The sequence below is a fragment of the Stenotrophomonas sp. WED208 genome (genome assembly GCF_040984485.1).
Taxonomy (GTDB): Bacteria; Pseudomonadota; Gammaproteobacteria; order Xanthomonadales; family Xanthomonadaceae; genus Stenotrophomonas; species Stenotrophomonas riyadhensis.
This window is the reverse complement of sequence record NZ_JAZARB010000001.1, coordinates 2,875,787-2,902,293: the sequence shown is the minus strand read 5'-3', so window position 1 is coordinate 2,902,293 and position 26,507 is coordinate 2,875,787. Positions and strand designations below refer to the sequence as shown.

The window sequence follows — 26,507 nt, the reverse complement described above, 5'->3', positions numbered from 1 at the left end:
GCCCCCAGGGATGGGTTTACGGCGTGTCCTGCCCTGGATGGCCTTGCCCGAGCTCCTTTCGGGAGGGTTGGCGCTACAGCGATCAAGCGGGCGGGGTGCGCCAAATCCGGAAAACAGAAAAGCCCGCACAAAGGCGGGCTTTTTCGGTTCCTGCTGCGGCGACTGGCGCTCCCTAGGGGACTCGAACCCCTGTTTTAGCCTTGAGAGGGCCACGTCCTAACCACTAGACGAAGGGAGCGTAACTGTGTCGCTGCCGAGGCAGGAGCGCTAGTATATGCACCTCGATGCCATTGGGCAATCCCGAAACTTCAACCGGAAGCGCCAACATCATTTCCCCTGCTACATCACCGTTCAGCCTGCGCGTCATCCCGCGCGACCAGCACACGATCTCCCGCAAGGACATCAGCCCGAACGCCCTGCGCGTGCTTTATCGCCTGCGCGATGCCGGCTTCGGCGCCTACCTTGTCGGCGGCGCGGTGCGCGATCTGCTGGTCAATGGCCAACCCAAGGATTTCGACGTGGCCACCGACGCCACGCCCGAACAGGTCAAGCAGTTGTTCCGCAACTGCCGCCTGATCGGTCGCCGGTTCCGACTCGCCCATGTGGTGTTCGGCCGCGAGATCATCGAAGTCGCCACCTTCCGTGCCAACAGCGATGACGGCAGCGGCGACCGTGAGATGGAAAACGGCATGCTCGTGCGCGACAACGTGTACGGCACCATCGAAGACGACGCCGTCCGCCGCGACTTCACCTGCAACGCTCTGTACTACGCCATCGAGGACTTCTCGGTGCGCGACTACACAGGCGGCTTCGAGGACGTGCAGGCGCGCCTGATGAAGCTGATCGGCGACCCCGAACAGCGCTACCGCGAGGATCCGGTACGCATGCTGCGTGCGGTGCGCCTGGCGGCCAAGCTCGGCTTCCAGATAGAAGAGGGCACCGCCGCGCCGATCCCGCGCCTGGCCGACCTGCTCAATGAAGCCGCGCCGGCACGCCTGTTCGAGGAAGTGCTCAAGCTGTTCCTGTCCGGGCACGGCGTGGCCAGCTTCGAAGGCCTGGAGCGCTACGGCCTGCTGGATGTGCTGTTCCCGGAAAGCGCCAAAGCGCTCAAGTCCAACCGCACCGGCGCGCTGCGCCGCATGCTGGTCGAAGGTCTGGCCAACACCGATGCGCGCGTGGCCAACGACGAGCCTGTCTCGCCCGCGTTCCTGTTCGCGCTGCTGCTGTGGCCGGCCTACTGTCGCGCGCAGGCGACCCTGCTCAAGCAGGGCGTGGCGCCGGAAGAAGCGCAGCGTCGTGCCGCTGACCGCGTCACGGTGCAGCAGCTGAGCACCATCGCGCTGCCGCGCCGCTTCTCGCTGCCGATGCAGGAGATCTGGCTGCTGCAGTCGCGCTTCGGCTCGCGCCAGCGCAAGCGCGTGTTCCGCACCCTGACCCATCCGCGTTTCCGTGCTGCATTCGACTTCCTCAGCCTGCGCCAGGTAGCCTCGGCCGAACACGCCGCCGATGTTGAATTCTGGCGCGAGGCACAGGCACAGTCCGGTCGCGAACTGGAATCGTCGCTGGATGCGATGCACAGCGAAGAGGGTGACGACGAGAACGGGGCGCCGCGCAAGCGTCGCCGTCGCCGTCGTCGTCCGGGTGCCCCGGCCGGTGCAACGGGCGAGTAAGCGATGACCCTTGCCTGGATCGGCCTCGGCGCCAACCTCGGCGACGCGGCCGCCACCGTCGGCGCGGCGATTGCCGCGCTCGACGACCTGCCCGGTACCCGCCTGCGCCAGGCCTCACGCCTCTACGCCACCCCGGCCTGGGGCAATGAAGACCAGCCACCGTTCGTCAACGCGGTGGCTGCGGTCGACACTACGTTGCCGGCCGATGAGCTGCTGCAGGCGATGCTGGCGCTGGAGCAGCGCTTCGGCCGCGTGCGCGACCCGTCGGTGCACTGGGGCCCGCGCGCGCTGGACCTGGACCTGCTGCTGTATGGCGCGCAGGAACTCGACCAGCCCGGGTTGAAGGTGCCGCACCCGTACATGCACGAGCGCGCCTTCGTGTTGGTGCCGCTGGCCGAAATCGCGCCGGATCTGGCCATTCCCGGCCACGGTCGCGTGCAGGATGCAGTGATGCGGGTGGATGCCTGCGGGATCGCGCCGTTAGGGTGATAATGGCCGGGTTATCTCCCCCGGTTATCAGCACATGAGCACCCACGCAGACAGCAAGCCCTGGACCGTTCCCGCCCTGGCCGAAGCCAAGCGCAATGGCCAGAAGCTGGTCATGTTGACCGCCTACGACGCCGGCTTCGCCCGCACCTTCGATGCCAACGGCGTCGACCTGATCCTGATCGGCGATTCGCTGGGCATGGTGGTGCAGGGCCATGATTCGACCCTGCCGGTAACCGTGGCGGACATGGTCTACCACACCCGCGCCGTGGCCCGCGTGCTGCAGCGTGCGCTGCTTGTGGCCGACCTGCCGTTCGGCGCCGATGCCACCCCGGAGCGCGCGCTGGATGCCTCGTTGCAGCTGCTGCAGGCCGGCGCTGAGATGGTCAAGATCGAAGGTGCCGGCTTCAAGGTCGACATCATCCGCTACCTGGTCGAGCGCGAGATTCCGGTCTGTGCGCATCTGGGCCTGACCCCGCAGTCGGTGCTGCGACTGGGTGGCTTCAAGATCCAGGGGCGTGGCGATGCCGCTCGCCAGCTGGTGGAAGATGCCAAGGCTGTGGCCGCTGCCGGCGCCAGCATCATGGTGCTCGAATGCGTGCCGACCCCGGTCGCCGCGGACGTGACCGCTGCGGTGGATGTGCCGACCATCGGTATCGGTGCCGGCCCGCAGTGCGACGGCCAGGTGTTGGTGCTGCACGATTTCCTTGGCCTGGACAGTGGCCATCGCCGTCCCAAGTTCGTCAAGGATTTCCTTGCCGAAGGCGGTTCGGTGGCCGGTGCCACCCGCGCCTATGCCGACGCCGTGCGCGACGGCAGCTTCCCCGACGAACAGCACGCCTACGCCCAATGATCCAGACCTTCAACGAGCTCGGCGCACTGCGCGGGCAGATCGCCGAGTGGAAGCGCGAGGGCCTGCGCGTGGCGCTGGTGCCGACCATGGGCAACCTGCATGGGGGCCACCATTCGCTGGTGACCCTGGCCCGCCAGTATGCCGACAGGGTGGTGGCGAGCATCTTCGTCAACCCGACCCAGTTCGGGCCGAACGAGGACTTCAGCCGCTACCCGCGCACGCCCGAGGCCGACGTGGCCGGGCTGGAGCAGGTCGGCTGCGATGCGGTGTGGCTGCCCAGCGTCGAGGCGATGTACCCGCTAGGCGTGGACAAGACCACGCAGATGCACGCGCCCGGCGTCAGTGAAGTGCTGGAAGGCGCCAGCCGACCGGGTCACTTCGACGGTGTCTGCACCGTGGTCGCACGCCTGTTCCTGCAGGTACAGCCCGACGTGGCCGTGTTCGGCCGCAAGGACTACCAGCAGCTTGCCGTGATCAAGCAGATGGTGGCCGAGCTGTCGTTCCCGATCCAGATCGTTGGTGCGGAGATCGTGCGTGACGAGGATGGCCTGGCCAAGAGTTCGCGCAACCAGTACCTGAGCGCCGAACAACGCCCGGTCGCGACCACCATCCACCGCACCCTGATGGGCATGCGCGAGGGTTATGTCGCCGGGCAGGCACGCGAGCGCATCGAGGCCGATGCCACCGCTGCGCTGCAGGCCGCCGGTTTCCAGGTCGACTACGCCGTGTTGCGCACTCCGGAACTGGCCGAGCCGACCTTCGACGGCGGTGGCCGCGTGGCGCTGATTGCCGCGCGGCTGGGCACCACCCGCCTGATCGACAACCTGGAGTTCTGAGCCGCATGCGGCTCCGGGGTGCCCGCAATGGGCGCCTCTCGCCATCCCACGGACGGGAGACCGGAAATGAACACCCCCACCACTGATACCGGCCGCCTTGCCCAGGCTTCGATCCTGGCGGTGCTGGCCGCCGGCATGCTGCCGGCGCAGCTGTTCGGCGGCCTGCTGTTCGCATTGGACCTCGGGCGTACACCGGTGCCGGCCCTGATCGGTGGCGGGCTGATGTTCGTACTGGCGGTCTGCAATGCCATTGCCGTGCTGTTGCCGATGGCGCTGATCCTGCAGTCTCAGCAGCGCCTGCGCCGGGTCGGTTTCGTCCTTGTGGGGTTTGGCCTGGGCGCGCTGGCCATGGCCACCTGTGCCTGGCCGGGCGACGACAGCGGCCCGCTGCTGCAGCGCCTGCGCTATGTCGACACCTTCGATGTGATCAGCTATGGCCTGTCAGTGCTGGCTGCCGGGGGCTTCGGTGCGGTGGCCGGCTGGGCGTTCCATGCGGTGTTTCGCCTGTCGCTGGCAGCTAGCGTTGGCCCCATGCCGCCAGCGTTGCCGGGCGAGGGCGCCTGAACAGCCTTCAGCGTCCTGCTGCAGCCCCCTGACGATGGCCAAGCGGGTGCTAGAATCCGCTCTTTCCTTTGCCGTTGCAGCGCCCCATGCACCTGTCCCTGCTCAAGACCAAGATCCACCGCGCCACCGTCACCCATTCCGAGCTGAACTACGAAGGCTCCATCGCCATCGATGACAACCTGCTGGCTGCCACCGGCATCCGCGAGTTCGAGCAGGTGCACATCTGGGACGTGACCAACGGTGCGCGCTTCTCGACCTATGCCATCCGCGCCGAAGCAGGCAGCGGCGTTGTCTCGCTCAACGGTGGCGCCGCGCGCCACGTGCAGGTCGGTGACATCATCATCATCGCCGCGTTCGCCAGCATGACCGAGCAGGAAGCTGACAGCTTCAAGCCAAAGCTGGTGTACGTTGATGGCAACAACCAGATCTCCCACACCAACGACACGATCCCGACACAGGCCGCATGACAACGAACAACGGATTCGACTCGCTGCATTCCCACGCCCAGCGCCTGAAGGGCGCAAGCATTCCCAGCCTGCTCGCCGCCGAACCCGGCCGTGTACAGGATCTGGCGCTGCGGGTCGGTCCGTTGTATGTCAATTTCGCCCGGCAGAAATACGATGCCGCGGCGTTGCAGGCGCTGTTGGCGCTGGCGGCCGAGCGTGATGTCGGTGGTGCGATCACGCGCCTGTTCCGCGGCGAGCAGGTCAACCTGACCGAAGGCCGCGCCGCGCTGCATACCGCGCTGCGTGGCGATGTGGTCGATGCGCCGGTGGCGGCCGAGGCCTATGCCACCGCGCGCGGGATCCGCCAGCGCATGGGCGTGCTGGTGCGCGCGCTGGAAGACAGTGGCGTGACCGATGTGGTCAGCGTCGGCATCGGTGGATCCGACCTCGGTCCGCGCCTGGTCGCCGATGCGCTGCGCCCGGTCACTGGTGCGCGCCTGCGCGTGCATTTCGTGTCGAACGTGGACGGCGCTGCCATGCAGCGCACGCTGGCCACGCTGGATCCGGCGAAGACCGCCGGCATCCTCATCTCCAAGACCTTTGGTACGCAGGAAACCCTGCTCAACGGTCAGATCCTGCACGACTGGCTGGGCGGCAGCGAGCGCCTGTATGCCGTCAGCGCCAATCCGGAGCGTGCCGCCAGGGCCTTCGCCATCGCCGCCGATCGCGTACTGCCGATGTGGGACTGGGTCGGTGGCCGTTATTCGCTATGGTCGGCGGTCGGTTTCCCGATCGCGCTGGCGATCGGCTTCGAGCGCTTCGAGCAGCTGCTGGAAGGCGCCGCGCAGATGGATGCGCATGCGCTGGATGCACCGCTGGAGCGCAACCTGCCGGTGCTGCACGGCCTGACCGATATCTGGAACCGCAACCTGCTGGGCCATGCCACGCATGCGGTGATGACCTACGACCAGCGCCTGGCGCTGCTGCCGGCCTATCTGCAGCAACTGGTGATGGAAAGCCTGGGCAAGCGCGTGCAGCGTGATGGCCTGCCGGTCACCACTGACACCGTGCCGGTGTGGTGGGGCGGGGCGGGCACCGATGTGCAGCACAGCTTCTTCCAGGCGCTGCACCAGGGCACCAGCATCGTTCCGGCCGACTTCATCGGCTGCGTGCACAACGATGATCCCTACACGATCAATCACCAGGCCCTGCTGGCCAACCTGCTTGCACAGACCGAGGCGCTGGCCAATGGCCAGGGCAGCGACGATCCGCACCGCGATTACCCGGGCGGCCGCCCGAGCACGCTGATCCTGCTCGACGCGCTGACCCCGCAGGCGCTGGGTGCGCTGATCGCCATGTACGAACACGCCGTGTACGTGCAGTCGGTGATCTGGAACATCAACGCGTTCGACCAGTTCGGTGTCGAGCTGGGCAAGCAGTTGGCCAGTGGCCTGTTGCCGGCGCTGCAGGGCGAGGATGTGGCCGTTGCCGATCCGATGACCCGCGAGATCCTGGCGCAGCTCAAGCGCTGAGGTTCTGGTGCCGGCCAGCGGCCGGCACTACAGGTGGTCCTGCCTTCTGGTAGTGCCGGCCGCTGGCCGGCATTCTGGCGATGCCTTCACCGTTCATGAGGGTGCCGGCCAGCGGCCGGCACTACCACGTCACCGGCTCGGGTCGCGCTCCGGGCTCGGCCGCTTGGCCAGCTTGCGCTGTAGTGAGCGCCGGTGCATGCCGAGCAGGCGCGCGGCCGCCGACACATTGCCACCGGTCTCGTGCATCGCCTGCTGGATGTGTTCCCATTGCAGGCGGCTGATCGGGGTCATCGCATCGGGCACTTCCATTTCGCCATCGTCGGCCGGGCCGTCGTCTTCCTCGCCGAGGGCGCGCAGGATCATCGGCACCGTGGCCGGCTTCGGCAGGTAGTCATCGGCGCCGAGCTTGATCGCCTCCACGGCGGTGGCGATGCTGGCGTAGCCGGTCACCAGCAGGATCCGCATGTCCGCGCGCAGGGCGCGCAATGGCTGGATCAGGGACAGGCCGGAATCGCTGCCCAGCTTCAGGTCGATCAGGGCGAACGCCGGCGGATGCTGCCGGGCCAGCGCCAGTGCGCTGGCGGCATCCTGTGCGGTCTGGGTTTCAAGTCCCTTGCGCGCCAGGCTGCGCTGCAGGGTGCGCAGGTACAGCTCGTCGTCGTCGACCAGCAGGCCAAGGGTGGAGTGATGCAGGCTCATGGGGTGTCCTCGCGTGGGGCCAGCGGCAGGCGGAAGCCGACGCGGCTGCCGGCCCCCTGGGCCGGGCGCATCCACATCTCGCCGTCGAGGCGTTCGATGGTGGCATGGGACAGGGCCAGGCCGACGCCCATGCCCTCGCTCTTGCTGCTGCCGAACAGCTTGCCCGGCAGCACGGCGGCACGGGCGTCGAAGCCATGGCCGTAGTCGCGGACTTCGCCGATCAGGTCGTCGCCTTCGATGCGCAGGTCCAGGTCCACGCGTGGCCGGCCGGCCTTCTCGCCGGCATCGGCGGCATTGTTGAGCAGGACCATCAGCAGATGGCCCACGCCCGGGTCGAGTGGCAGCCGCAGCGGTGCATCGTCGTTGCGGTGCAGGTCGATGGTCGGCCGTACCAGGCGCCACTGCTCCAGCACCTGCTGGGCGCTGGAATGGCTGCGGCCGGGCGCGTCGGCCGAGGCCGGTGCGGCCAGCGCCAGTACGCGCTCCCGGCACTGCACCAGCAGCTCGCGCAGGGTTTCCATGTCCTCGCGCACTTCCGGCTCTTCGCTGCGCTCGGCGACATCGTCGGCGAGCAGGGTCATGGTCGCCAGCGGCGTGTTCAGTTCATGCGCCACCGAGGCGGCATGGGTGGCCAGCGCGACGATGCCCTCGTTGCGGGCGAAGCGCTCGCGCAGGGCCGACAATTCCAGTTCGCGCTCCCGCAGGGCCAGCGCCAGCCGGGTGGAGAAGGCCAGTACCACCGCGGCGGAAATCAGGAAGTTGGCGACCACGCCCCAACGGTTGAGGTCCTGCGCGCGGAAATAACCGTCCGGCAATGGCTGGCCGAAGATGCCGCTGGCGGCGTAGCCGAGCAGGCAGGCCAGCGCCACCGCCAGTGCCCAGCGCAGGGGCAGGGCGAACGCGGCCAGCGCGATCAGGATCAGGAACAGCGAGCTGAACGGGTTGGCCATGCCGCCGCTCCAGCCGACCATCCAGGTCAGGATGATCACGTCCACCAGGATGTGGCCGAACGCGGTCAGCGGTGCGGTATCGGCCGCTTCCGGACGCAACTGGGTATAGATGTTGAACAGGGTCAGCACCGCCACGCCGGCCCACAGCGGCAGCTGCGGCAACGGCAGGCCCAGCACCCAGGTGGCAACCAGGATGGTGGCGGCCTGGCCGCCTACGGCAAGCCAGCGCAGGCTGCACAGGGTACGGAGAAACGGGGCGTCGGGACCGGTCATTCACGCTCATCGTATGCGTTCACGGGCGGGCGTGCCTGCGACAATAGGCCGCAGCCGTGCCGCCGGCTGAATGCGAGTCACCCGGAATGCGGGGGCGGGCGGTAGAATGCGCCCATGCACGACGCCGTCACCCGCCCGACTCCTCCCTCCGATGCCACCTCCTGGCCCCGCCGCCAGACCCATGCCGTGCAGATCGGCGGGGTCACCGTAGGCGGAGGCAAGCCGGTGGTGGTGCAGTCGATGACCAACACTGACACGTCCGACGTGGCCTCCAGCGTGAAGCAGGTGGCCGAGCTGTGGCGGGCCGGTTCGGAAATGGTGCGCTTGACCGTCAACACCGTTGAAGCCGCTGCGGCGATCCCGCGCATCGTCGACAAGCTGGCGATGATGGGCATCGACGTGCCGCTGATCGGCGACTTCCATTACAACGGCCACCAGCTGCTGACCGCCGAACCTGCCTGTGCCGAAGCGCTGGCCAAGTACCGCATCAACCCGGGCAACGTCGGCTTCGGCAAGAAGAAGGACCTGCAGTTCGCGCAGTTGATCGAGTTCGCGATCCGCTACAACAAGCCGGTACGCATCGGCGCCAACTGGGGCTCGCTGGACCAGGCCCTGGCCGCGAAGCTGATGGACGAGAACAACCTGCGCGAACAGCCCTGGGATGCCGGTCGCGTGCTGCGCGAGGCGCTGATCCGTTCGGCGCTGGATTCGGCCGAGCAGGCGGTGGAGCTCGGTTTGCCGCGTGATCGTATCGTGCTGTCGGCCAAGGTCAGTGGCGTGCAGGAACTGATCGCGGTGTACCGCGACCTGGCCCAGCGTTCGGACTTCGCCCTGCACCTGGGCCTGACCGAGGCCGGTATCGGCAGCAAGGGCATCGTTGCCTCGTCGGCGGCACTGAGCGTGCTGCTGCAGGAAGGCATCGGTGACACCATCCGCATCTCGCTGACCCCGGAACCGGGCCAGTCGCGCACGCAGGAAGTGATCGTCGCCCAGGAACTGCTGCAGACCACCGGCCAGCGCGCCTTCACGCCGCTGGTCACGGCCTGCCCGGGCTGCGGTCGCACCACCTCCGAGTTCTTCCAGGAGCTGGCCAAGGTGGTACAGAACCATGTGCGCGAGAAGATGCCGCTGTGGAAGATCCACCACCCGGGTGCGGAGAACATGACCCTGGCGGTGATGGGCTGCATCGTCAATGGGCCGGGTGAGTCGCGGCACGCCAACATCGGTATTTCGTTGCCGGGCACCGGTGAAACCCCGGCCGCGCCCGTGTTCGTCGATGGCGAGAAGAAGGTGACCCTGCGTGGCGAGAACATCGCCCAGGAGTTCGTCGCCCTGATCGACGATTACGTCGAACACAAATATGTCCGAAGCGCCGGATAAGCCCGCGATCCTCGCTGCGCCGGAGTCCGCCTCCGGTTTCCGCCACTGGATGGCGCGCAATGCCTGGCGCCTGCTGCTGCTGTTCGGTGGCGTGCTGCTGCCGCTGGCCGGTTTCGTCGCCCTGGCCGACGAAGTGCACGAGTTTGAATCGTTCCATTTCGACGCGCCCCTTCTGTGGCAGATGCATGGCCTGCATTCGCCGCTGCTCGACCGCTTCTTCGTGCTCATTTCCAGACTGGGCTACGAGTGGTTCCTCATCCCGGCCGATGTGCTGATCATCGGCGCGCTGCTGGGCTACCGGCGTTGGCGCGAGGCGACCTTCGTGGCGGTCAGCTTCGTCGGCTCGGCGCTGCTGAACATGGGCAGCAAGCATTTCTTCCAGCGCCAGCGCCCCAGCCTGTGGGAATCGATCGCGCCGGAGTCGACGTTCAGCTTCCCGAGCGGCCATGCGATGGGCTCGATGACCCTGGCGGTGACCCTGGTGCTGCTGGCCTGGAACACCCGCTGGCGCTGGCCGGTGCTGCTGCTCGCACCGGCGTTCAGCCTGCTGGTCAGCGTGTCCCGGGTCTACCTGGGGGTGCATTACCCCTCCGATATCCTGGCCGGATGGTGTGCCGCGCTGGTTTGGGTGGTAGGGTGCTATCTGGTCATGTTCAGTCGCCGGCACCCTTGGCGACGTCACGGCTCGCCGCCAGCGAAGGCCAGCGAAGCATCATCACAGGGGGTTTGACGTGGATGGCCCTTCGGGGACGTCTACGTGATAGATCAGTTGTTTCGTTGCAGCAGGTTCTGCAAGACAGGGGGCAAGCACAACGCGTCGTACTGTGATGCGCAAGGCAGATCGCCGGCGCTGCATTACGGGCGCGCTTGCAGGGTATCGGCACCCTGCCTAGCTTGACCTGCAATGGCCGCATTCGAAGAGGTACATGAATGACGATTCGAGTCTACCTGGTGGATGACCACGCACTGGTCCGCACCGGGATGAAGATGATTCTGTCGGGGGAAACCGACATCGAGGTGGTGGGCGAAGCCGAGACCGGTGAAGATGCGCTGCGCGAAGTGCGCCAGCTGCTGCCGGACGTGGTGCTGTGCGATCTGCACCTGCCGGGCGTGAGCGGCATGGAAGTGACCGAGCGCATCGTCCGCAGCCACCGCAATACCCGCGTGGTGATCGTGTCGGTGCTGGAAGATGGCCCGCTGCCGAAGCGGCTGCTCGAGGCTGGCGCCGCCGGTTACATCGGCAAGGGCTGCGATGCGCAGGAGTTGTTGCGCGCGGTGCGTGACGTGGCCGGTGGCCGTCGCTACCTGGGCACCAGCATCGCGCAGAACCTGGCGCTGTCGACGGTGGAAGGCAACGGTTCGCCGTTCGACAGCCTGTCCCCGCGCGAGCTGGAGGTGGCGTTGCTGCTGACCCAGGGCCTGCGCCAGGAAGACATCGCGCGGCGGCTGAGCCTGAGTGCGAAGACGGTGAACACGCACAAGGCGCGGTTGTTCGAGAAGATGGGGATCCACGACAACATCGCGCTGGCGCGGATGGCGAGCCAGTACGGGCTGGTGGATCCGGCGCGGCCGCTGTAAGGGTTTCGGCCAACGGCTGAGCCCCTCGCGGTGTGCGGTAGGATTCGTCGGATCGGCCCTGCGGAGGGATTGCGCAGGGGGCGCCGTGAATCCATCCCTGGAGGCTCGAGCGCGCCATCCATGGCGCTTACGCCCCTGCGCAATCCCTCCGCAGGGCCACGGACAGTTTCCGTGCGCCGCCACCGCGGAATGAAGAAGGAAGAGCAGGAGCGGGTCGCGCGCTTTGCGCGCTCGTCGCCTAGGGTCGGATCCATTTCCCGGTGGGAAAGGGCTCTGACCCCTGATGATGCCGGAGCCGAGCGTGGGCTCGGCTCTACACCTTTGTCGGGCTCAGTGGCCGCGCACGCGCTTGATGATCTTCGCGGCGTCAGCGGCGCTGGCGCGCACCTTGTCCCATGCGTCGTCGGCGATCCAGTTGCCCGGCACCATCCACGAACCGCCGATGCAGACCACGTTCTTCTGCTCGAGGTATTCGGCGGCGGTGTTTTCGGTGATGCCACCGGTCGGGCACAGCTTCAGGTCGGCGACCGGGCCGGCCAGGCCCTTGATCATCGCCAGCCCACCCACGGCCGTGGCCGGGAACAGCTTGCACACGCGGAAGCCACGCGCATACAGCGACAGCAGCTCGGTCGGCGTTGCCGCACCCGGCACCACTGGTAGCGGCGCAGCGGCCAATGCATCGGCCAGCGCCGGCGGCGTGCCCGGTGTCACCAGGAAGTCCGCGCCCGCATCGATCGACTGCTGCATCTGCTCCACGGTCAGCACCGTGCCCGCACCCACCACTACGTCCGGCAGCTCGCGCTTGAGCATCGCCAGCGCTTCCATCGCCACCGGCGTACGCAGCGTCAGCTCGATCGCCGGCAAACCACCTTCCAGCAGCGCCGCGCTGACCGCACGCGCCTGGTCCAGCGTATGAATCGTCACCACCGGCAGGATGCCCGCCGCACGCAACAGCTCCGCCGCCTTCACCTGATGTTGTTCGATACCCATAGCTTTGCTTCTGCCTTTGCTTCTGCGTTTGAATTTGATTTTCAGTGATCACTTCGCGGCGCGAGGGCGCCGGGAAACTGTCCTGAGGCGGCGGGTAGCCCCCACCAGGACCGTGAGCGCCATGGATGGCGCGACCGAGCCCCCATGGATGGGTTTACGGCGTGTCCTGGTGGGGGCTACCCGCCGCCTCAACCAGGACACTCACCGCCAACGCACACCCGCAACGCTCTTCAACCCTCAGGCGTCTTTCGCCTCATGCGGCGCCGCCGCCGCCGCGGCATCGTGCCCCAGCTCGTACTCCGCATCGTAGTCCCACGGCCCACCATCAGCCGCCGCCGGCCCGCACGAAATCGAAATCGCCCCCTGGTCGGCCGGACCCACCACGCGACGGTTGATCGCGAACAGGTTGCGGCCCAGATCATGCGCGGCTGGCGCGGTGTTCGGCGCCAGCGGGCGCGCGGCCCATTCGGCCGCGTCCACCAGCACTTCCAGCGTGCCGGCCTCGCCATCGAGGCGGATCATGTCGCCCTCGCGCACCTTGGCCAGTGGACCGCCGCGCGCCGCTTCCGGCGTCACATGGATCGCCGCCGGAATCTTGCCCGAGGCACCGGACAGGCGGCCATCGGTGACCAGCGCCACGCGCCGGCCCTGGTTCTGCAGCAGGCCCAGCAGCGGCGCCAGCGAATGCAGTTCCGGCATGCCGTTCGCACGCGGGCCCTGGTAACGCACCACCGCCACGAAATGCTCGGGCAGCAGGCCGCCGGCATGCAGCTTGTTCAGCACCTGCGGCGCATCGACCACTACCGCCGGCGCCTCGATCGTGCGGTACTGCGGCTTCACCGCCGACAGCTTGATCAGCGACTTGCCGAGGTTGCCGCGCAGCAGGCGCAGGCCGCCCTGGTGTTCGAACGGATTGTCGACGCCACGCACCACTTCGTCATCGGCGCTGCGTTCCAGGCCCGGCAGGTAGACCAGCCGGCCGTCGCGCAGCTGCGGCTCGCGCGCATAGTCGGCCATGCCGCCACGTGCCACGCTGACCAGGTCGCCATGCATCAGGCCCGCCTTGATCAGTTCGCCGAACACGAACGCCGGGCCACCGGCAGCGGCAAAGCGGTTCACGTCAGCATCGCCGTTCGGATAGACGCGCGCCAGCAGCGGAATCAGCTGCGACAGTTCGTCGAAGTCGTCCCAGGTCAGCACGATGCCGGCCGCACGCGCCACCGCGATCCAGTGGATGGTGTGATTGGTCGAACCACCGGTAGCCATCAGCGCGATGACCGCGTTGATGATCGCGCGTTCGTCGATGATCCGGCCCAACGGGCGGAAGTCGTCGCCGAGTGCCGTGATGTCCAGCGCGCGCTCGGTCGCTTCGCGGGTCAGGGCGTCGCGCAACGGCGTGCCCGGATTGACGAACGATGCGCCCGGCAACTGCACGCCCATTGCTTCCAGCAGTACCTGGTTGGAATTGGCGGTGCCGTAGAAGGTGCAGGTGCCGGCGCCGTGGTACGAGGCGGACTCCGCTTCCAGCAGTTCTTCGCGGGTAGCTTCGCCGGCAGCGTAGCGCTCGCGCACTTCGGCCTTCTGCTTGTTCGGGATGCCCGGGGTCATCGGGCCGGCCGGCACGAACACCGCCGGCAGATGGCCGAAGGCCAGCGCACCGATCAGCAGGCCCGGCACGATCTTGTCGCACACACCGAGGTAGACGGTGGTGTCGAACATGTCATGGCTGAGCCCGATCGCGGTGGCCTGCGCGATCACATCGCGCGAGAACAGCGACAGTTCCATGCCGCCGCGGCCCTGGGTGACACCGTCGCACATCGCCGGCACGCCGCCTGCCACCTGTGCGGTGGCACCCAGCTCACGGGCGATCTCGCGGATCTGCTCGGGATAGGTCTCGAACGGCTGGTGCGCCGACAGCATGTCGTTGTAGGCGGTGATGATGCCCAGGTTCGGTGTCACGCCACCGCGCAGGCGGCTCTTGTCGGTGCCGCCGCAGGCGGCGAACCCGTGGGCGAGGTTGCCGCAGCTCAGGCGGCTGCGGAACGGGCCTTCACGCAGGGAGGCGTCGATCGCGGCCAGGTAGGCGGCGCGCGAGGCGGCGCTGCGGCGGATGACACGCTCAGTGATGGCTTGCAGTTGCGGATGGAGGCTCATTGGCTACCGGCGTTCGTGGTGGCGAGAGGCAAGCGGCGGCACGGCGCCGCCGCCAACATCAATCAGCCCAGTGGACGCGCAGGCGCGCGCCTTCCAGGTTGATCGCATTGAGGATGGGGTACTGCTGGACGTCATTGCTGTCCAGCGCCTGGCGTAGTACCTGCAGCTTCTGCTTGCCGCGCAGCAGCAGCAGGCGCTGGCGGCACTGGCGCAGGCCATGCGGGGTCAGGGTGATGCGCAGCGGCCACTGGTTCGCGCCCGGGCAGCCGGTGGCATCCAGCGCCGCGTAGGGCAGGGTGCTTTCCAGTGCGCGGGCCAGGTCCTTCGAGCCCGGGAACAGCGAGGCGGTGTGGCCGTCGTTGCCCATGCCCAGTGCCACCAGGCTCGGCGGCTGGCTGTGCTGGGCCTGCAGGTTGGCGGTGTACACGCATTCCGGCAGGGGCTTGCCGATGCGCACCAGCGGATCGAAATGCGCACCTTCGGCGCGCTTCAGCAGGTGTTCGCGCACCAGCCAGGCATTGCTGTCGCGATCCTGCGGCGACAGCCAGCGCTCGTCGGCCAGGCTCACTTCCACCCGGTCCCAGTGCACGTCCAGTTCGGCCAGCGCCTGGTAGACCGGTGCCGGCGTGGTGCCGCCAGACAACAGGATGCGGGCACGGCCCACTTCGTTGATGTCGTGGTTGAGGGTCTGCGCCATCTCGGCGGCCACCGCCTCGATCCAGCCATCGGCATCGCCGTGCTGGATGAACTCGATGCGGTCGTCGTGGAAGGTGGTGGGGCTCATGCGGCAACTCCAGGTGCGTCACGTTCGGCGTCGGCGGCGTAGGCGGCGGCGCCCAGCAGTCCGGCGTGGGGATGCATCACGGCCAACGAGGGCACCCGCGCCATGATCGAAGAGAAGCGGCCCTTGTGTTCGAAGCGCTGGCGGAAACCGGAGTGCTGCAGCGAATCGAGCATCTTCGGGGTCAGCCCGCCGGTCAGGAACACGCCGTCCCACGCACCCTGGGTCAGCACCAGGTCGCCTGCGATGGCGCCGAACACGGCACAGAACACATCCACGGTGCGCATCGCCTGCGGATCACCGTGCAGGGCACGCGCGGTCACGTCCACCGGCTGCAGTTGGCCCGGATCGATGCCGGCCATCTCGCACACGGCACGATGGATGTTGACCAGCCCGGGGCCACAGATCAGGCGTTCGTTGGAGACGCGGCCGAACTGCTCGGACAGGATCTCCAGGATGCGGATTTCCTCCGGCGTTCCCGGCGGGAAGCTGACATGGCCGCCTTCGGTTTCCAGCGGGTAGCAGCGGCCATGGCGCAGGATCAGGCCGCCGACACCCAGCCCGGTACCCGGCCCGATCACCGCGTAGTTGCGCGGCTGGCCCGGCTTGCCCGGGACCCAGGCGGCGCCGCCGACCTGGACCACGTCTTCGGGCTGCAGTAGTGAAATCGCCATCGCCTGTGCGGCGAAGTCGTTGATCAGGTGCAGTTCGTTGAAGCCGAGCATGGCTGCAGTGCGGCTGCGCGAGATCACCCACGGGTGGTTGGTGATGCGCGCTTCGTCACCGTCGACGCGACCGGCCACCGCGAACACGCCGCGGCTGGCCGTGGCGCCGATCTGTTCCAGGTGGTGGCGCGCGGCATCACCCAGCGACGGGAACTCCGCCACCGCGTATTCGCGGATGCTGTCCTTCTGCAGCGGTGCGTCCTGCGAGGTGTCGGCCAGGGCGAAGCGGGCGTTGGTACCGCCGATGTCGGCGACCAGCACCGGCTGCGAGCTGGCACTCATGCCGACGCTCCGCTGTCCGGCGCGTCCACGCCCTGCGGCAGGAACTCGCCCGCATTGCTCGGGCCCCATTGGCCGGCCGGGTAGGGCTCCAGCGGCAGCTTGGCGTCCTTCCAGGCGTCGGCGACGCTGTCGATCCACGCCCAGGCGGCGCGCACTTCGTCATCGCGCACGAACAGCGTGTGGTTGCCGTTGAAGGCATCCAGGAACAGGCGTTCGTAAGCGATGCGGCGGTGCAGGCCGGTCGGCACCGACAATTCCAGTTCCAGCGGATGCAGTTCCAGCGCGCCCCATTCCGGGCCGGCCAGGCTGCTCATCAGGCCCAGTTCGATGTTTTCCTGCGGCTGCAGCTGGAATACCAGGCGGTTCGGTGCGGCCTGCGCGCGCTGCGGGCGCTCGAACAGCCAGTGGGTGACCGGCTTCAGCGTGACCACCACGCGCGTGGTGCGCTCGGGCAGGCGCTTGCCGGTGACCAGATGGAACGGCACGCCGCTCCAGCGCCAGTTGTCGATGTGCGCGGTGACACCGGCGAAGGTTTCCACGTCGCTGCCTTCCGGCGGCTGGTAGGCCTGGGCCGGCTGGCCGTTGATGGTACCGGCGGTGTAGCGGCCACGGATGCTGTCACGCGCGGCGTGCTTGGCATCGAGCGGGCGCAGGGCGCGCAGCACCTTGACCTTCTCGTCGCGGATGCGGTCGGCTTCCAGCGAGGCCGGCGGCTCCATCGCCACCATGCACAGCAGCTGCAGGATGTGGCTCTGCACCATGTCGCGCAGGGCGCCGGAGCGGGCGTAGTAGGCGTCGCGGCCATCCACGCCTTCGCTCTCGGCCACCAGGATGTGCACCGATTCGATGTAGTTGCGGTTCCACACCGCTTCCAGCAGCGTGTTGCCGAAGCGCAGCGCGATCAGGTTCTGCACTGCGGCCTTGCCCAGGTAGTGGTCGAGGCGGAACACGCGGTCCTCGTCGATCCACTGGCCGATCGTGCTGATGATTTCCTCGGCGCTCTCGCTGTCGCTGCCGATCGGCTTCTCCAGCATCAGGCGTGCGGGTGCGGCGAGGGCGCCGCCCTTGGCCAGGCCTTCGCAGGTGGAGATGTACAGGCCCGGTGGGATGGCCAGGTAGCTGACGCACTTGCGGTGCACCAGGTCGGAAACTGCGGCGGCAACCGAGTCGACGTCGCGCAGGTCCACCGAACGGTAGTCGATGCGGCGCAGCAGGGCGCTGATGTCGTCCTGCGTGGCCATCGGCATGGCCTGCTGCAGGCGCGGCCGCAGGATGTCATGGAAGGCTTCAGTGTCATGCCCGGACAGGGCAAGTGCACGGATGCGGAAGTCCTCCGGCAGCAGGCCGTCGCCAAGCAGGCGAAGCAGCGAAGGGAACAGGTAGCGCTGGGCCAGATCACCTGTGGCACCGAACAGGAAGAGGGTGTCGTGCATCGCTCGAGTTTCAGATCCGGGTGACATCGTTGTCAATCGCTTCATGGCTGGGTTCGGGGGACATCCGCGCAACTGCCTGTCCGAGGCTCGTCAGGGGCGTTCTCCGGGGTAGCGGAAGACCGTTCCATTCGAAACCACTGCCTCGGCGGAACCTTCGTTCAACCGCCGACGCAGATCGGTGCGCACCGATCATCGGATAGTGCCACGTGAAAACGTTTACATGGCAGAATGGGCAACTGTATTCGATTGCAGTGCTCGCCGTCATGCGGCAGGCGCGCAATCATCACTGCCATCGGGAGGGCCGAGGCAGTCCCAAAAGACAGCCCGGCTTCGGGCGGACCGGATAGGTGATATGGCAAAAGTGCAGTTGCAGGGTGTGCGCAAGGTCTATGACAACGGCCAGGTCGCGGTGAAGGACGCCAGCTTCGAGGTCGCCGATGGCGAGCTGATGGTGCTGGTCGGACCGTCCGGCTGTGGCAAGTCGACCCTGCTGCGGATGGTGGCTGGCCTGGAGGAGATCAGTGGCGGCACGCTGACCATCGGTGATCGCGTGGTCAACGACGTGGCGCCGAAGGATCGCGACATCGCCATGGTGTTCCAGAGTTACGCGCTGTATCCGCACATGACCGTGGCCGAGAACCTGGCCTTCGGCCTGAAGCTGCGCGGGCATGACAAGGCGACCATCGACAAGCGCATCGCCGAAGCAGCGCAGACCCTGGGCCTGACCGAGATGATGGACAAGCTGCCCAAGGCGATGTCCGGTGGCCAGCGCCAGCGTGTTGCGCTGGGCCGTGCACTGGTGCGCGAGCCGGCGGTGTTCCTGCTGGACGAGCCGCTGTCCAACCTCGACGCCAAGCTGCGCCACAGCGTGCGCACCGAAATCGCGCAGCTGCACCGCAAGCTGGGCACCACCATGATCTACGTGACGCACGACCAGGTCGAAGCGATGACCCTGGGCCAGCGCATCGTGGTGCTGAAGGACGGCATCATCCAGCAGATCGATACGCCGATGGCGCTGTATGACCGCCCGGCCAATCTGTTCGTGGCCGGTTTCCTCGGCAGCCCGGCGATGAACGTGCTGCGTGGCACGCTGCAGGGCGATGCCGGTGGTGTGACCGTGGTCGACGGCGAATGGCGTGCACCGCTGGGCCAGGCCACGATCGATCCGGCGTGGCTGCAGAAGCCGATCGCGGTGGGCGTGCGCCCGGAGCACCTGCAACCGGCGGCCGCCGATGATGCGCATGCGTTCATCGCGCGCATCGAAGGCATCGAGCCGGTCGGCAACGAGATCTTCGTGAATCTGAGCAGTGGCCAGCACGCGCTGACCATGCGCGTGGCGCCGCAGTCGCTGCCGGCGGTGGGCGAGCAGATCCGCGTGGCGATCCACCCGCAGGGCCTGCACTTCTTCAACCCGGAAACCGGCGAGCGCCTGTAACGGGTAGTGCCGGCCGCTGGCCGGCAACCTCAACCAGGCATGGTTGCCGGCCAGCGGCCGGCACTACCATTCCTTCATCCACCGGATTCAGCGCGCCAATCCATCCAGCAGCGGCATGCGCTGCGCGATGGCATCACCGACCTGCAGATCAGCGTCGCTGGCTTCCAGCGGCAGCACCGCCAGTGCCAGGTCGCCGGCCACGCAGGCAATCGTGCCCAGCGCTGCGCCATCCTGCTGCACGCCATCGCCGGCCTGCGCCGGTGCCGCGGTATGCAGCAGCTGCACCGCGCGCTTGGCTTTGCCGAGGAAGTGGGTGCGGGCGACGATTTCCTGGCCGGGATAGCAGCCCTTCTTCACGCTGTAACCGTTCAGGCGGTCCAACCCCAGCTGCTGCGGGGTCCACACTTCGCGCTGGCTTTCTTGCAGCCGGGGCAGACCGTAGCGCAGGTCGGCCTGGCGCCAGGCCAGTGCGAAAGCGGCCTCATCGGCTTCACTGCCGGCGGCGAAGGCATCGGCGCTGCCAATGCGCAGGGTCCGCGGCAAGGCATCGCTGCCCAAGTCCAGCTCCCAGCCGTCACCTGCGGTCTGCGCAATCGCGGCGCCACTGGCGGCCTCGGGTGCGGTGAACGCGCCGGCCACCGCCAGATCGCTGCGCACCTGCACCTTCACCTTTCGGCGGAACACGAAGCGCTGCAGTTGCGACGCAATCGCATCGGCATCGCCGTCGGCCAGCACCAGCATCACGTGGTCGTCCGCCAGTCGAAGCAGCTGGAACACCGCCAGGGTGCGGCCCTTGGCGCTCAGCCAAGCGCTCCACTGCCAGTGCTGCAGGGGCAGGGCGGTGACATCGCTGCTGAACTGGGCGTGGGCAAAGACAGCCGCATCCGGGCCTTGCAGGCTCAGCAGCTGGTGGCCGGGCAGGCGCGGATATCCGACGAAAGCAGGGGGCAGGTTGTCAGGCACGTGAACGAGGTCTAAAATTTGTGCGTTGCGAGACCGAACATGATAGGCCAAACAACCCCCACTCCCGACGACGAATCTGAAGCCCCGCTGGTCCCCGCGGCACCCGTGCCCGTGGAACAGGAAAAAGCAGAGGAATTCGGCGGCCGCGGCGGACTTGATCCGGTGCGGTACGGCGATTGGGAGAAAAACGGACGCTGCATCGATTTCTGATCAGCATTGAGCCAACGCGGCCGCGTGCCGCCCAGCCGAGACAACGAGCCCAGCGAATGGCGACCAGACAACGCCCACTTTCCCCGCACCTTCAGGTGTATCGCTGGCAGATTCAGATGGCCACCTCGATCCTGCATCGAGCCACTGGCGTCTTTCTGTCTGTTGGTGCCCTCATCATCGCCGCCGGCCTGCTGGCCCTGATGATGGGGCCCGAGTCCTGGAACTGCTTCACCGGCCATGCCGGGGCCTGGTATGGCCGCGTGTTCCTGTTCGCGTGGACATGGTCGTTCGCCTATCACCTGTGCAATGGCATCCGCCATGTGGTGCAGGACTTCGCCATCGGCTTCAGCATCCCCGCCTTCATCCGCAGCAGCTGGCTGTCGGTCATCGGCAGCCTGGTGATCACCCTGCTGGTGTGGGCCTATGTGATGTTCGGAGGTGCCGCGTGAGCAAGTTCCGTACCCCGTTGAAGAGCGTGCGTGGCCTTGGCTCGGCCAAGACCGGCACCGAGCACTTCGTGCACCAGCGCCTGACCGCCGCCGCCCTGGTGGCGCTGGGCATCTGGTTCCTGGTCTTCGTGCTGAGCCTGCTGGGTTCGGACTACGCGACCGCCGCCGCCGCCGTGGCCAAGCCGTGGAACGCCGTGCCGCTGATCGGCCTGCTGATCGCCATGTTCTGGCACGCGCAGCTCGGCATGCAGGTCGTGCTGGAAGACTACATCCACGAATCGCTGCTGGCCCTGGTGCTGCAGACCGCGGTGAAGTTTGTCGCCGTGCTCGGCATGATCGTCAGTGTGTTTGCGGTGGGCCGCATCGCCCTCGGCGTTGCCTGAGCCCAGGCACCAACACAGGAATCCAGATTAGATGTCCGCTTACAAGATCACCGAACACAAGTACGACATGGTCGTGGTCGGCGCCGGCGGCGCCGGCCTGCGCGCCACGTTCGGCCTGGCCGCCAAGGGCCTGCAGACCGTGTGCCTGACCAAGGTCTTCCCGACCCGTTCGCACACCGTTGCCGCCCAGGGCGGTATCTCGGCCGCACTCGCCAACATGGGCGAGGACGACTGGCGCTACCACTTCTTCGACACCATCAAGGGGTCGGACTGGCTGGGCGACCAGGACGCCATCGAATACATGTGCCGTGAGGCCATCCCGGCCATCATCGAGCTCGAGCACTACGGCGTGCCGTTCTCGCGCACCGCCGAAGGCAAGATCTACCAGCGTCCGTTCGGTGGCATGACCACCAAGTACGGCGAAGGCCCGGCGGCGCAGCGTACCTGCGCGGCGGCCGATCGTACCGGCCACGCGATGCTGCACACGCTGTACCAGCAGTCGCTGAAGCACGACGCGCGCTTCATGATCGAGTACTTCGCACTCGACCTGATCTTCGATGACGAAGGCGCCTGCCGCGGCGTGCTGGCCCTGGACATGTCCGACGGCACCCTGCACCTGTTCCGCGCCCAGGGCGTGGTGCTGGCCACCGGCGGTTACGGCCGTGCCTACTTCAGCGCCACCTCGGCGCACACCTGCACCGGTGACGGTGGCGGCCTGGCCATGCGTGCCGGCATCGCCATGCAGGACATGGAGTTCGTGCAGTTCCATCCGACCGGCATCTACGGTGCCGGCTGCCTGATCACCGAGGGTGTCCGCGGTGAAGGTGGCATCCTGCGCAACAGCAGCGGCGAGCGCTTCATGGAGCGCTACGCACCGCACTACAAGGACCTGGCCTCGCGCGACGTGGTCAGCCGTTCGATGACCATCGAGATCCGCGAAGGCCGCGGCGTCGGCGAGCACAAGGACCACATCCTGCTCGACCTGACCCACCTCGGCCCGGGCGTGATCGACGAGAAGCTGCCGGGCATCGCAGAAAGCGCCCGCATCTTCGCCGGCGTCGACGTGCACAAGCAGCCGATCCCGGTCATCCCGACCGTGCACTACAACATGGGTGGCATTCCGACCAACTATCACGGCGAAGTCGTGCGCAAGGTCGGCGACAACCCGGATGCCGTGGTGCCGGGCCTGTACGCCATCGGTGAAGCCGCCTGCGTGTCCGTGCACGGCGCCAACCGCCTGGGCTCGAACTCGCTGCTGGATCTGGTGGTGTTCGGTCGTGCGGTGGCCAACCGCTGCGCCGAGACCATCAAGCCGGGCGCTTCGCACAAGCCGCTGCCGGCCGATGCCTGCGACAAGGCGCTGGGCCTGCTGGACAAGCTGCGCCACGCCAACGGCGATACCCCGACCTCGGTCATCCGCGATCGCATGCAGCGCACCATGCAGGCCGACGCGGCGGTCTTCCGCACCAGCCAGACGCTGAAGGAAGGCTGCGAGAAGATGGACAAGATCTTCGACTCGTTCCAGGACGTGAAGGTCTCCGACCGTTCGCTGGTCTGGAACTCGGACCTGATCGAGACCTACGAGCTGAACAACCTGCTGCTCAACGCGGTGGCGACGATCAACTCGGCCGAACAGCGCAAGGAAAGCCGCGGCGCGCATGCGCACGAGGACTATCCGGACCGCGACGACGTCAACTGGCAGAAGCACACCCTGGTCAGCGTCGACGAGAAGGGCAAGTGCAGCTTCGACTACCGTCCGGTGCACATGTACACGTTGACCGATGACGTGTCCGTGGTGCCGCCGAAGCCGCGCGTGTACTGATCCGCCCCCGCCTACCATGCAATCCGCGCCCACGGGCGCGGGCCGCCTGAGCCAACGAGAGCAGCCATGGCCGAGTTTTCACTCCCCAAGAATTCCAAGATCACGAAGGGCAAGCACTTCCCCGTCAAGAACGGCGGCAAGAACGTGCGCACCTTCAAGATCTACCGCTGGAGTCCGGACGACGACAGCAACCCGCGCACCGATACCTATGAAGTCGATCTGGACGCCTGTGGCCCGATGGTCCTGGACGCCCTGATCAAGATCAAGAACGAGATCGACCCGACCCTGACCTTCCGCCGCTCCTGCCGCGAAGGTATCTGCGGTTCGTGCGCGATGAACATCGACGGCACCAACACCCTGGCCTGCACCCGAGCCATCTCGGACTGCGGCAAGAAGGAAGTGCCGATCTACCCGCTGCCGCACATGAACGTGGTCAAGGATCTGGTTCCGGACCTGACCCACTTCTACGCGCAGTACGCGTCGATCAAGCCGTGGATCCGCACCCAGACCCCGGCACCGCCGGACCGTGAGCGCCTGCAGTCGCCGGAAGACCGCAAGAAGCTGGACGGCCTGTACGAGTGCATCCTGTGCGCCTGCTGCTCGACCAGCTGCCCGAGCTACTGGTGGAACGGCGAGCGTTACCTTGGCCCGGCGATCCTGCTGCAGGCCTACCGCTGGATCATCGACTCGCGTGATGAGGACACCGGTGCGCGCCTGGACGATCTGGAAGATCCGTTCAAGCTGTACCGCTGCCACACCATCATGAACTGCGCCCGGACCTGCCCGAAGGGCCTGAACCCGGCGCTGGCGATCGCCGAGATCAAGAAGCTGATGATGGAACGCCGCGCCTGATCAGGCCCGGCTGTACCCGGTAGAGCCACGCCACGCGTGGCTTTGCCACCCCAGCAGAGCCACGCCATGCGTGGCTTTGCTGTATCTGGAGAAACACGATGGAAGAAGATGTTCTGCTGAAGAAGCTGCGCTGGCGCTGCCGCCGCGGCATGCGTGAGCTGGATCAGCTGTTCGGCCGTTACCTGGACCACGAGTGGAGCACTGCGCCGACCGAAGAGCGCGAGGTTTTCCTGTTCCTGCTCGACTGCGAGGACGATAAGTTGTGGCGCTGGTTCATGGGCTACGAGGCCTGCCCGCATGCGCACGCGATCCCCCTCATGCAGAAGATCCTCGCCCTCAAGCCTTGAGTGGCGCCCCTCGCGGTTGCAGGCCGCCTCCCAGTTGGCGGTGCTGCTGGCTGCGCCCTGGCTGCTGCGTGCATCGGATCTGCCTTCACGGCTGCTGATGCCCGCGGTGGTGCTGGCCTGGGTCATCGGGTTGGCCGAACTGGCCTGGCGCCAGCGCAGGCCACGCGTGCAGGTGCTTCTGCCGGCACCGCCCGAGCCGCTGCAGGTGGCCGGGCAGGACGCCGATGCACCCCAGCTGGTCGTGCGTGGCCCATGGCTGTTGTTGCTCTGGCGTGAGGATCGGCGCCGCCGGCGTCTGCTGTTCTGGCCGGATGTGCTCGATTCCGGGCAGCGACGTGAACTGCGACTGGCCGTGGCCGCACGTGGCGTTTCCCGTAGGCCCCGGTCGATGGCACCATAAGCTGAATTGACCGGCGTGCCTGCATGTTCAAACCCATTCCCGTGGCCATTGGCCTGCGCTACCTGCGCGCCAAGCGCCGCAACGGCTTCATCTCCTTCATCTCGATGGCATCGATCCTGGGCATCGCGCTCGGCGTCACGGTGCTGATCACCACCCTGGCGGTGATGAGCGGTTTCCAGAAGGAAATCCGCAGCCGCCTGCTGCAGATGACCGCGCACACCACCATCAGCCGCGACGGCGAGCCGATGCCGGACTGGATGCGCGTGGTCGACATCGCCCGCAAGGACCCGCGTGTGGCGGGTGCCGCGCCGTACATCGAGATCCAGTCGATGATCAGCGGCCCGCGCGTGCAGGGCGCAATCATCCAGGGCATCGATCCGGCGCTGGAGCCGAAGGTGTCGGTGATCGACAAGAAGGTCACCAAGGGCAGCTATGACAGCCTCACGCCGGGCAGCTTCAACCTGCTGCTGGGCAAGGAGCTGGCGATCTGGCTGGGCGTCGATGTCGGCGACCAGGTGCTGGTGACCTTCGCCGAAGTGCAGGGCACGCCTGCCGGTGCGGTGCCACGAATGAAACGCTTCACTGTCAGCGGCATCTTCGAGGCCGGCTACAACGAGGTCGATCGCGGCGTTGGCTTTGCCAACATGCAGGACCTGGAGCGCGTGCTGCGCAGCGACGGCGCCACCGGCGTGCGGCTGAAGCTGCACGACATGGACCGCTCGCTGGAAGTGGGCGTGGACCTGGCGCAGAGCCTTGGCGGCGCGTACCGGGTGAGTGACTGGACCCAGCAGAACGCCAACCTCTACCACTCGCTGCGCATGGAGAAGGTGGTGATGGGCATCCTGCTGTCGCTGATCATCGCCATGGGCGCGTTCAACCTGGTGTCCTCGCAGGTGATGCTGGTCACCGACAAGCAGGCCGACATCGCCATCCTGCGCACGCTGGGCTTGACCCCGGGCGGGGTGATGCAGGTGTTCATGGTGCAGGGCTCGCTGATCGGCATCTTCGGCACGCTGGCCGGCCTGATCGGCGGCATCACCCTGACCCTCAACCTGGAACGCATCCTCGGCGCCATCGAAAGCGTGTTCAGCGTCAAGCTGCTGCCGGAGGACGTCTACTACATCACCGGCCTGCCGACCGACATGCAGACCGGCGACGTGGTGGCGATCACCGTGGTCGCGCTGCTGATGAGCTTCCTGGCCACCCTGTATCCCGCCTGGCGGGCAGCACGCACCCAGCCGGCGGAGGCCCTGCGTTATGAATAAGGTCTTCAACCGCGGCGATGAAGTGATCCGTGCCGAAGCACTGGGCAAGACCTACGCCGAAGGACGCATGCAGACCCCGGTGTTCGATGGCCTGGACCTGACCGTGACCGCCGGCGAAACGGTGGCGATCATCGGTGCTTCCGGTGCCGGCAAGAGCACGCTGCTGCACCTGCTGGGTGGCCTGGACATTCCGACCGCGGGTGAGGTTTACGTGACCGGCCAGCGCATGTCAGCGCTGTCGGACACCGCGCGTGGCCTGCTGCGCAACCAGGCGCTGGGCTTCGTCTACCAGTTCCACCACCTGTTGCCTGAGTTCACCGCGCTGGAAAACGTGATGATGCCGGTGCTGCTGGCCGGCACCGCCGTGGCCGAAGCGAGCAGCCGGGCCACCACGCTGCTGGAAGCGGTTGGCCTCGGCCATCGCCTGGACCACAAGCCGGGCGAGCTGTCCGGCGGCGAACGCCAACGTGCCGCGGTGGCACGTGCGCTGGTCAATCATCCGGCCTGCGTGCTCGGCGACGAGCCGACCGGCAACCTGGATGACCGCACCGCGGGCACTGTGTTCGAGCTGATGCTGGAACTCAACCGTGCGCGTCATACCAGCCTGGTGCTGGTCACCCACGACCGCAGCCTGGCGCGGCGCCTGGACCGGGTGCTGGAGCTGCGCGAAGGGCGCCTGCACGCATTGGCCCACGCCGACGTCTGAGGCGCTGGGCCCGCTTTGGTAGAAGCCGACCTTGGTCGGCTGC

28 protein-coding genes and 1 tRNA gene are annotated in these 26,507 nt (G+C 67.1%); 20 read left to right on the top strand and 9 right to left on the bottom strand.

Translation table 11 applies throughout. The features are described 5' to 3' along the window. Positions 1 to 163 precede the first annotated feature (163 nt). Positions 164 to 238, bottom strand: a tRNA-Glu gene (locus tag VPH47_RS13025). A gap of 46 nt (positions 239 to 284) precedes the next feature. Here VPH47_RS13025 and pcnB point away from each other — a divergent pair. From pcnB to pgi, 7 genes are all read left to right on the top strand, one after another. Beyond that, on the top strand, positions 285 to 1,670 hold the full coding sequence (gene pcnB / locus VPH47_RS13020; RefSeq protein WP_162622022.1) for a polynucleotide adenylyltransferase PcnB: 1,386 nt from the start codon (positions 285 to 287) through the stop codon (positions 1,668 to 1,670). Positions 1,671 to 1,673: 3 nt separating this feature from the next. Next, positions 1,674 to 2,159, top strand: coding sequence for a 2-amino-4-hydroxy-6-hydroxymethyldihydropteridine diphosphokinase (gene folK / locus VPH47_RS13015; protein WP_110711912.1), 486 nt, complete (start codon positions 1,674 to 1,676; stop codon positions 2,157 to 2,159). A gap of 34 nt (positions 2,160 to 2,193) precedes the next feature. Beyond that, on the top strand, positions 2,194 to 3,009 hold the full coding sequence (gene panB, locus VPH47_RS13010; RefSeq protein WP_153855138.1) for a 3-methyl-2-oxobutanoate hydroxymethyltransferase: 816 nt from the start codon (positions 2,194 to 2,196) through the stop codon (positions 3,007 to 3,009). Beyond that, entirely contained in the window at positions 3,006 to 3,845 is an 840-nt protein-coding gene (gene panC, locus VPH47_RS13005; protein ID WP_368850989.1) for a pantoate--beta-alanine ligase, read from the top strand. The genes panB and panC overlap by 4 nt, the downstream gene beginning before the upstream one ends. A gap of 66 nt (positions 3,846 to 3,911) precedes the next feature. Continuing rightward, entirely contained in the window at positions 3,912 to 4,409 is a 498-nt protein-coding gene (locus VPH47_RS13000; RefSeq protein ID WP_097047849.1) for a hypothetical protein, read from the top strand. A gap of 86 nt (positions 4,410 to 4,495) precedes the next feature. Further along, complete coding sequence (gene panD, locus VPH47_RS12995) at positions 4,496 to 4,876, top strand: aspartate 1-decarboxylase (RefSeq protein WP_004153087.1); 381 nt, start codon at positions 4,496 to 4,498, stop codon at positions 4,874 to 4,876. Continuing rightward, on the top strand, positions 4,873 to 6,387 hold the full coding sequence (gene pgi / locus VPH47_RS12990) for a glucose-6-phosphate isomerase (protein ID WP_350260060.1): 1,515 nt from the start codon (positions 4,873 to 4,875) through the stop codon (positions 6,385 to 6,387). Before panD ends, pgi begins: the two co-directional genes overlap by 4 nt. Before the next feature lie 129 nt (positions 6,388 to 6,516). Here pgi and VPH47_RS12985 read toward each other — a convergent pair whose 3' ends face one another. Both VPH47_RS12985 and VPH47_RS12980 read right to left on the bottom strand, forming a co-directional pair. Further along, positions 6,517 to 7,086, bottom strand: a complete 570-nt coding sequence (locus tag VPH47_RS12985; RefSeq protein ID WP_110711917.1) for a response regulator transcription factor — start codon at positions 7,084 to 7,086, stop codon at positions 6,517 to 6,519. Beyond that, positions 7,083 to 8,309, bottom strand: coding sequence for an ATP-binding protein (locus VPH47_RS12980; RefSeq protein ID WP_119007669.1), 1,227 nt, complete (start codon positions 8,307 to 8,309; stop codon positions 7,083 to 7,085). Before VPH47_RS12980 ends, VPH47_RS12985 begins: the two co-directional genes overlap by 4 nt. Before the next feature lie 114 nt (positions 8,310 to 8,423). Here VPH47_RS12980 and ispG point away from each other — a divergent pair, with 114 nt between their 5' ends. The 3 genes from ispG (at position 8,424) to VPH47_RS12965 (ending at position 11,267) form a co-directional block, all read left to right on the top strand. Further along, on the top strand, positions 8,424 to 9,689 hold the full coding sequence (gene ispG, locus VPH47_RS12975; RefSeq protein WP_087922229.1) for a flavodoxin-dependent (E)-4-hydroxy-3-methylbut-2-enyl-diphosphate synthase: 1,266 nt from the start codon (positions 8,424 to 8,426) through the stop codon (positions 9,687 to 9,689). Then, positions 9,670 to 10,419 carry a phosphatase PAP2 family protein gene (locus tag VPH47_RS12970; protein WP_110711919.1) on the top strand — a complete coding sequence of 250 codons (750 nt, stop codon included), beginning with the start codon at positions 9,670 to 9,672 and terminating at the stop codon, positions 10,417 to 10,419. The genes ispG and VPH47_RS12970 overlap by 20 nt, the downstream gene beginning before the upstream one ends. A 200-nt stretch (positions 10,420 to 10,619) precedes the next feature. Next, on the top strand, positions 10,620 to 11,267 hold the full coding sequence (locus tag VPH47_RS12965; protein WP_004153112.1) for a response regulator: 648 nt from the start codon (positions 10,620 to 10,622) through the stop codon (positions 11,265 to 11,267). 330 nt (positions 11,268 to 11,597) lie between these two features. Here the strand turns inward: VPH47_RS12965 and eda are convergent, their stop codons facing one another. The 5 genes from eda to zwf all read right to left on the bottom strand — a co-directional run bounded on the left by eda (position 11,598) and on the right by zwf (position 17,632). Continuing rightward, positions 11,598 to 12,257: a bifunctional 4-hydroxy-2-oxoglutarate aldolase/2-dehydro-3-deoxy-phosphogluconate aldolase gene (gene eda / locus VPH47_RS12960; RefSeq protein WP_248860335.1), complete on the bottom strand. Its 660-nt coding sequence runs from the start codon at positions 12,255 to 12,257 to the stop codon at positions 11,598 to 11,600. Between the two features lie 237 nt (positions 12,258 to 12,494). Further along, positions 12,495 to 14,411, bottom strand: coding sequence for a phosphogluconate dehydratase (gene edd, locus VPH47_RS12955; RefSeq protein WP_368850988.1), 1,917 nt, complete (start codon positions 14,409 to 14,411; stop codon positions 12,495 to 12,497). 58 nt (positions 14,412 to 14,469) lie between these two features. Next, complete coding sequence (gene pgl / locus VPH47_RS12950) at positions 14,470 to 15,195, bottom strand: 6-phosphogluconolactonase (RefSeq protein ID WP_110711923.1); 726 nt, start codon at positions 15,193 to 15,195, stop codon at positions 14,470 to 14,472. Further along, positions 15,192 to 16,199, bottom strand: coding sequence for a glucokinase (gene glk, locus VPH47_RS12945; protein ID WP_110711924.1), 1,008 nt, complete (start codon positions 16,197 to 16,199; stop codon positions 15,192 to 15,194). The genes pgl and glk overlap by 4 nt, the downstream gene beginning before the upstream one ends. Further along, complete coding sequence (gene zwf, locus VPH47_RS12940) at positions 16,196 to 17,632, bottom strand: glucose-6-phosphate dehydrogenase (protein ID WP_010484333.1); 1,437 nt, start codon at positions 17,630 to 17,632, stop codon at positions 16,196 to 16,198. The genes glk and zwf overlap by 4 nt, the downstream gene beginning before the upstream one ends. A 352-nt stretch (positions 17,633 to 17,984) precedes the next feature. Between zwf and VPH47_RS12935 the strand changes: the two genes are divergently transcribed. Further along, on the top strand, positions 17,985 to 19,067 hold the full coding sequence (locus VPH47_RS12935; RefSeq protein ID WP_153855131.1) for an ABC transporter ATP-binding protein: 1,083 nt from the start codon (positions 17,985 to 17,987) through the stop codon (positions 19,065 to 19,067). Between the two features lie 87 nt (positions 19,068 to 19,154). Here VPH47_RS12935 and VPH47_RS12930 read toward each other — a convergent pair whose 3' ends face one another. Beyond that, complete coding sequence (locus VPH47_RS12930) at positions 19,155 to 20,030, bottom strand: folate-binding protein YgfZ (RefSeq protein ID WP_164162809.1); 876 nt, start codon at positions 20,028 to 20,030, stop codon at positions 19,155 to 19,157. A gap of 39 nt (positions 20,031 to 20,069) precedes the next feature. On the opposite strand from VPH47_RS12930, the gene VPH47_RS12925 reads away from it, so the two are divergent. The 9 genes from VPH47_RS12925 (at position 20,070) to lolD (ending at position 26,464) form a co-directional block, all read left to right on the top strand. Continuing rightward, a complete protein-coding gene (locus tag VPH47_RS12925) occupies positions 20,070 to 20,240 on the top strand; it encodes a DUF1674 domain-containing protein (RefSeq protein ID WP_005409075.1) in 171 nt (56 codons plus the stop codon). A gap of 56 nt (positions 20,241 to 20,296) precedes the next feature. After that, the gene (sdhC, locus tag VPH47_RS12920) at positions 20,297 to 20,689 is read left to right on the top strand and encodes a succinate dehydrogenase, cytochrome b556 subunit (RefSeq protein WP_024958620.1); all 393 of its coding nucleotides are present in this window, start codon (positions 20,297 to 20,299) and stop codon (positions 20,687 to 20,689) included. Further along, entirely contained in the window at positions 20,686 to 21,072 is a 387-nt protein-coding gene (sdhD, locus tag VPH47_RS12915) for a succinate dehydrogenase, hydrophobic membrane anchor protein (RefSeq protein WP_024958619.1), read from the top strand. Before sdhC ends, sdhD begins: the two co-directional genes overlap by 4 nt. Before the next feature lie 31 nt (positions 21,073 to 21,103). After that, a complete protein-coding gene (gene sdhA / locus VPH47_RS12910) occupies positions 21,104 to 22,894 on the top strand; it encodes a succinate dehydrogenase flavoprotein subunit (RefSeq protein ID WP_049445482.1) in 1,791 nt (596 codons plus the stop codon). 66 nt (positions 22,895 to 22,960) lie between these two features. After that, positions 22,961 to 23,746, top strand: coding sequence for a succinate dehydrogenase iron-sulfur subunit (locus VPH47_RS12905; protein WP_005409079.1), 786 nt, complete (start codon positions 22,961 to 22,963; stop codon positions 23,744 to 23,746). A gap of 98 nt (positions 23,747 to 23,844) precedes the next feature. After that, the gene (locus VPH47_RS12900; protein WP_005409080.1) at positions 23,845 to 24,093 is read left to right on the top strand and encodes a succinate dehydrogenase assembly factor 2; all 249 of its coding nucleotides are present in this window, start codon (positions 23,845 to 23,847) and stop codon (positions 24,091 to 24,093) included. Then, a complete protein-coding gene (locus tag VPH47_RS12895) occupies positions 24,044 to 24,493 on the top strand; it encodes a hypothetical protein (RefSeq protein WP_368850987.1) in 450 nt (149 codons plus the stop codon). Before VPH47_RS12900 ends, VPH47_RS12895 begins: the two co-directional genes overlap by 50 nt. Positions 24,494 to 24,516: 23 nt before the next feature. Continuing rightward, positions 24,517 to 25,758 carry a lipoprotein-releasing ABC transporter permease subunit gene (locus tag VPH47_RS12890; protein WP_368850986.1) on the top strand — a complete coding sequence of 414 codons (1,242 nt, stop codon included), beginning with the start codon at positions 24,517 to 24,519 and terminating at the stop codon, positions 25,756 to 25,758. Beyond that, the gene (gene lolD / locus VPH47_RS12885) at positions 25,751 to 26,464 is read left to right on the top strand and encodes a lipoprotein-releasing ABC transporter ATP-binding protein LolD (protein ID WP_014036806.1); all 714 of its coding nucleotides are present in this window, start codon (positions 25,751 to 25,753) and stop codon (positions 26,462 to 26,464) included. Before VPH47_RS12890 ends, lolD begins: the two co-directional genes overlap by 8 nt. Positions 26,465 to 26,507: the final 43 nt, after the last annotated feature.

What these genes read in the sequence shown, in the direction of transcription:
- edd (WP_368850988.1), bottom strand. Translation starts at nt 14,411, where the DNA reads ATGAGCCTCCATCCGCAACTGCAAGCCATCACTGAGCGTGTCATCCGC.
- VPH47_RS12970 (WP_110711919.1), top strand. Translation starts at nt 9,670, where the DNA reads ATGTCCGAAGCGCCGGATAAGCCCGCGATCCTCGCTGCGCCGGAGTCC.
- pgi (WP_350260060.1), top strand. Translation starts at nt 4,873, where the DNA reads ATGACAACGAACAACGGATTCGACTCGCTGCATTCCCACGCCCAGCGC.
- VPH47_RS12905 (WP_005409079.1), top strand. Translation starts at nt 22,961, where the DNA reads ATGGCCGAGTTTTCACTCCCCAAGAATTCCAAGATCACGAAGGGCAAG.
- VPH47_RS12895 (WP_368850987.1), top strand. Translation starts at nt 24,044, where the DNA reads ATGCGCACGCGATCCCCCTCATGCAGAAGATCCTCGCCCTCAAGCCTT.
- VPH47_RS12935 (WP_153855131.1), top strand. Translation starts at nt 17,985, where the DNA reads ATGGCAAAAGTGCAGTTGCAGGGTGTGCGCAAGGTCTATGACAACGGC.
- panC (WP_368850989.1), top strand. Translation starts at nt 3,006, where the DNA reads ATGATCCAGACCTTCAACGAGCTCGGCGCACTGCGCGGGCAGATCGCC.
- panD (WP_004153087.1), top strand. Translation starts at nt 4,496, where the DNA reads ATGCACCTGTCCCTGCTCAAGACCAAGATCCACCGCGCCACCGTCACC.
- eda (WP_248860335.1), bottom strand. Translation starts at nt 12,257, where the DNA reads ATGGGTATCGAACAACATCAGGTGAAGGCGGCGGAGCTGTTGCGTGCG.
- VPH47_RS13000 (WP_097047849.1), top strand. Translation starts at nt 3,912, where the DNA reads ATGAACACCCCCACCACTGATACCGGCCGCCTTGCCCAGGCTTCGATC.
- pcnB (WP_162622022.1), top strand. Translation starts at nt 285, where the DNA reads ATGCCATTGGGCAATCCCGAAACTTCAACCGGAAGCGCCAACATCATT.
- panB (WP_153855138.1), top strand. Translation starts at nt 2,194, where the DNA reads ATGAGCACCCACGCAGACAGCAAGCCCTGGACCGTTCCCGCCCTGGCC.
- VPH47_RS12980 (WP_119007669.1), bottom strand. Translation starts at nt 8,309, where the DNA reads ATGACCGGTCCCGACGCCCCGTTTCTCCGTACCCTGTGCAGCCTGCGC.
- sdhC (WP_024958620.1), top strand. Translation starts at nt 20,297, where the DNA reads ATGGCGACCAGACAACGCCCACTTTCCCCGCACCTTCAGGTGTATCGC.
- lolD (WP_014036806.1), top strand. Translation starts at nt 25,751, where the DNA reads ATGAATAAGGTCTTCAACCGCGGCGATGAAGTGATCCGTGCCGAAGCA.
- pgl (WP_110711923.1), bottom strand. Translation starts at nt 15,195, where the DNA reads ATGAGCCCCACCACCTTCCACGACGACCGCATCGAGTTCATCCAGCAC.
- VPH47_RS12900 (WP_005409080.1), top strand. Translation starts at nt 23,845, where the DNA reads ATGGAAGAAGATGTTCTGCTGAAGAAGCTGCGCTGGCGCTGCCGCCGC.
- VPH47_RS12890 (WP_368850986.1), top strand. Translation starts at nt 24,517, where the DNA reads ATGTTCAAACCCATTCCCGTGGCCATTGGCCTGCGCTACCTGCGCGCC.
- sdhA (WP_049445482.1), top strand. Translation starts at nt 21,104, where the DNA reads ATGTCCGCTTACAAGATCACCGAACACAAGTACGACATGGTCGTGGTC.
- VPH47_RS12965 (WP_004153112.1), top strand. Translation starts at nt 10,620, where the DNA reads ATGACGATTCGAGTCTACCTGGTGGATGACCACGCACTGGTCCGCACC.
- folK (WP_110711912.1), top strand. Translation starts at nt 1,674, where the DNA reads ATGACCCTTGCCTGGATCGGCCTCGGCGCCAACCTCGGCGACGCGGCC.
- ispG (WP_087922229.1), top strand. Translation starts at nt 8,424, where the DNA reads ATGCACGACGCCGTCACCCGCCCGACTCCTCCCTCCGATGCCACCTCC.
- VPH47_RS12925 (WP_005409075.1), top strand. Translation starts at nt 20,070, where the DNA reads ATGATAGGCCAAACAACCCCCACTCCCGACGACGAATCTGAAGCCCCG.
- glk (WP_110711924.1), bottom strand. Translation starts at nt 16,199, where the DNA reads ATGAGTGCCAGCTCGCAGCCGGTGCTGGTCGCCGACATCGGCGGTACC.
- VPH47_RS12985 (WP_110711917.1), bottom strand. Translation starts at nt 7,086, where the DNA reads ATGAGCCTGCATCACTCCACCCTTGGCCTGCTGGTCGACGACGACGAG.
- zwf (WP_010484333.1), bottom strand. Translation starts at nt 17,632, where the DNA reads ATGCACGACACCCTCTTCCTGTTCGGTGCCACAGGTGATCTGGCCCAG.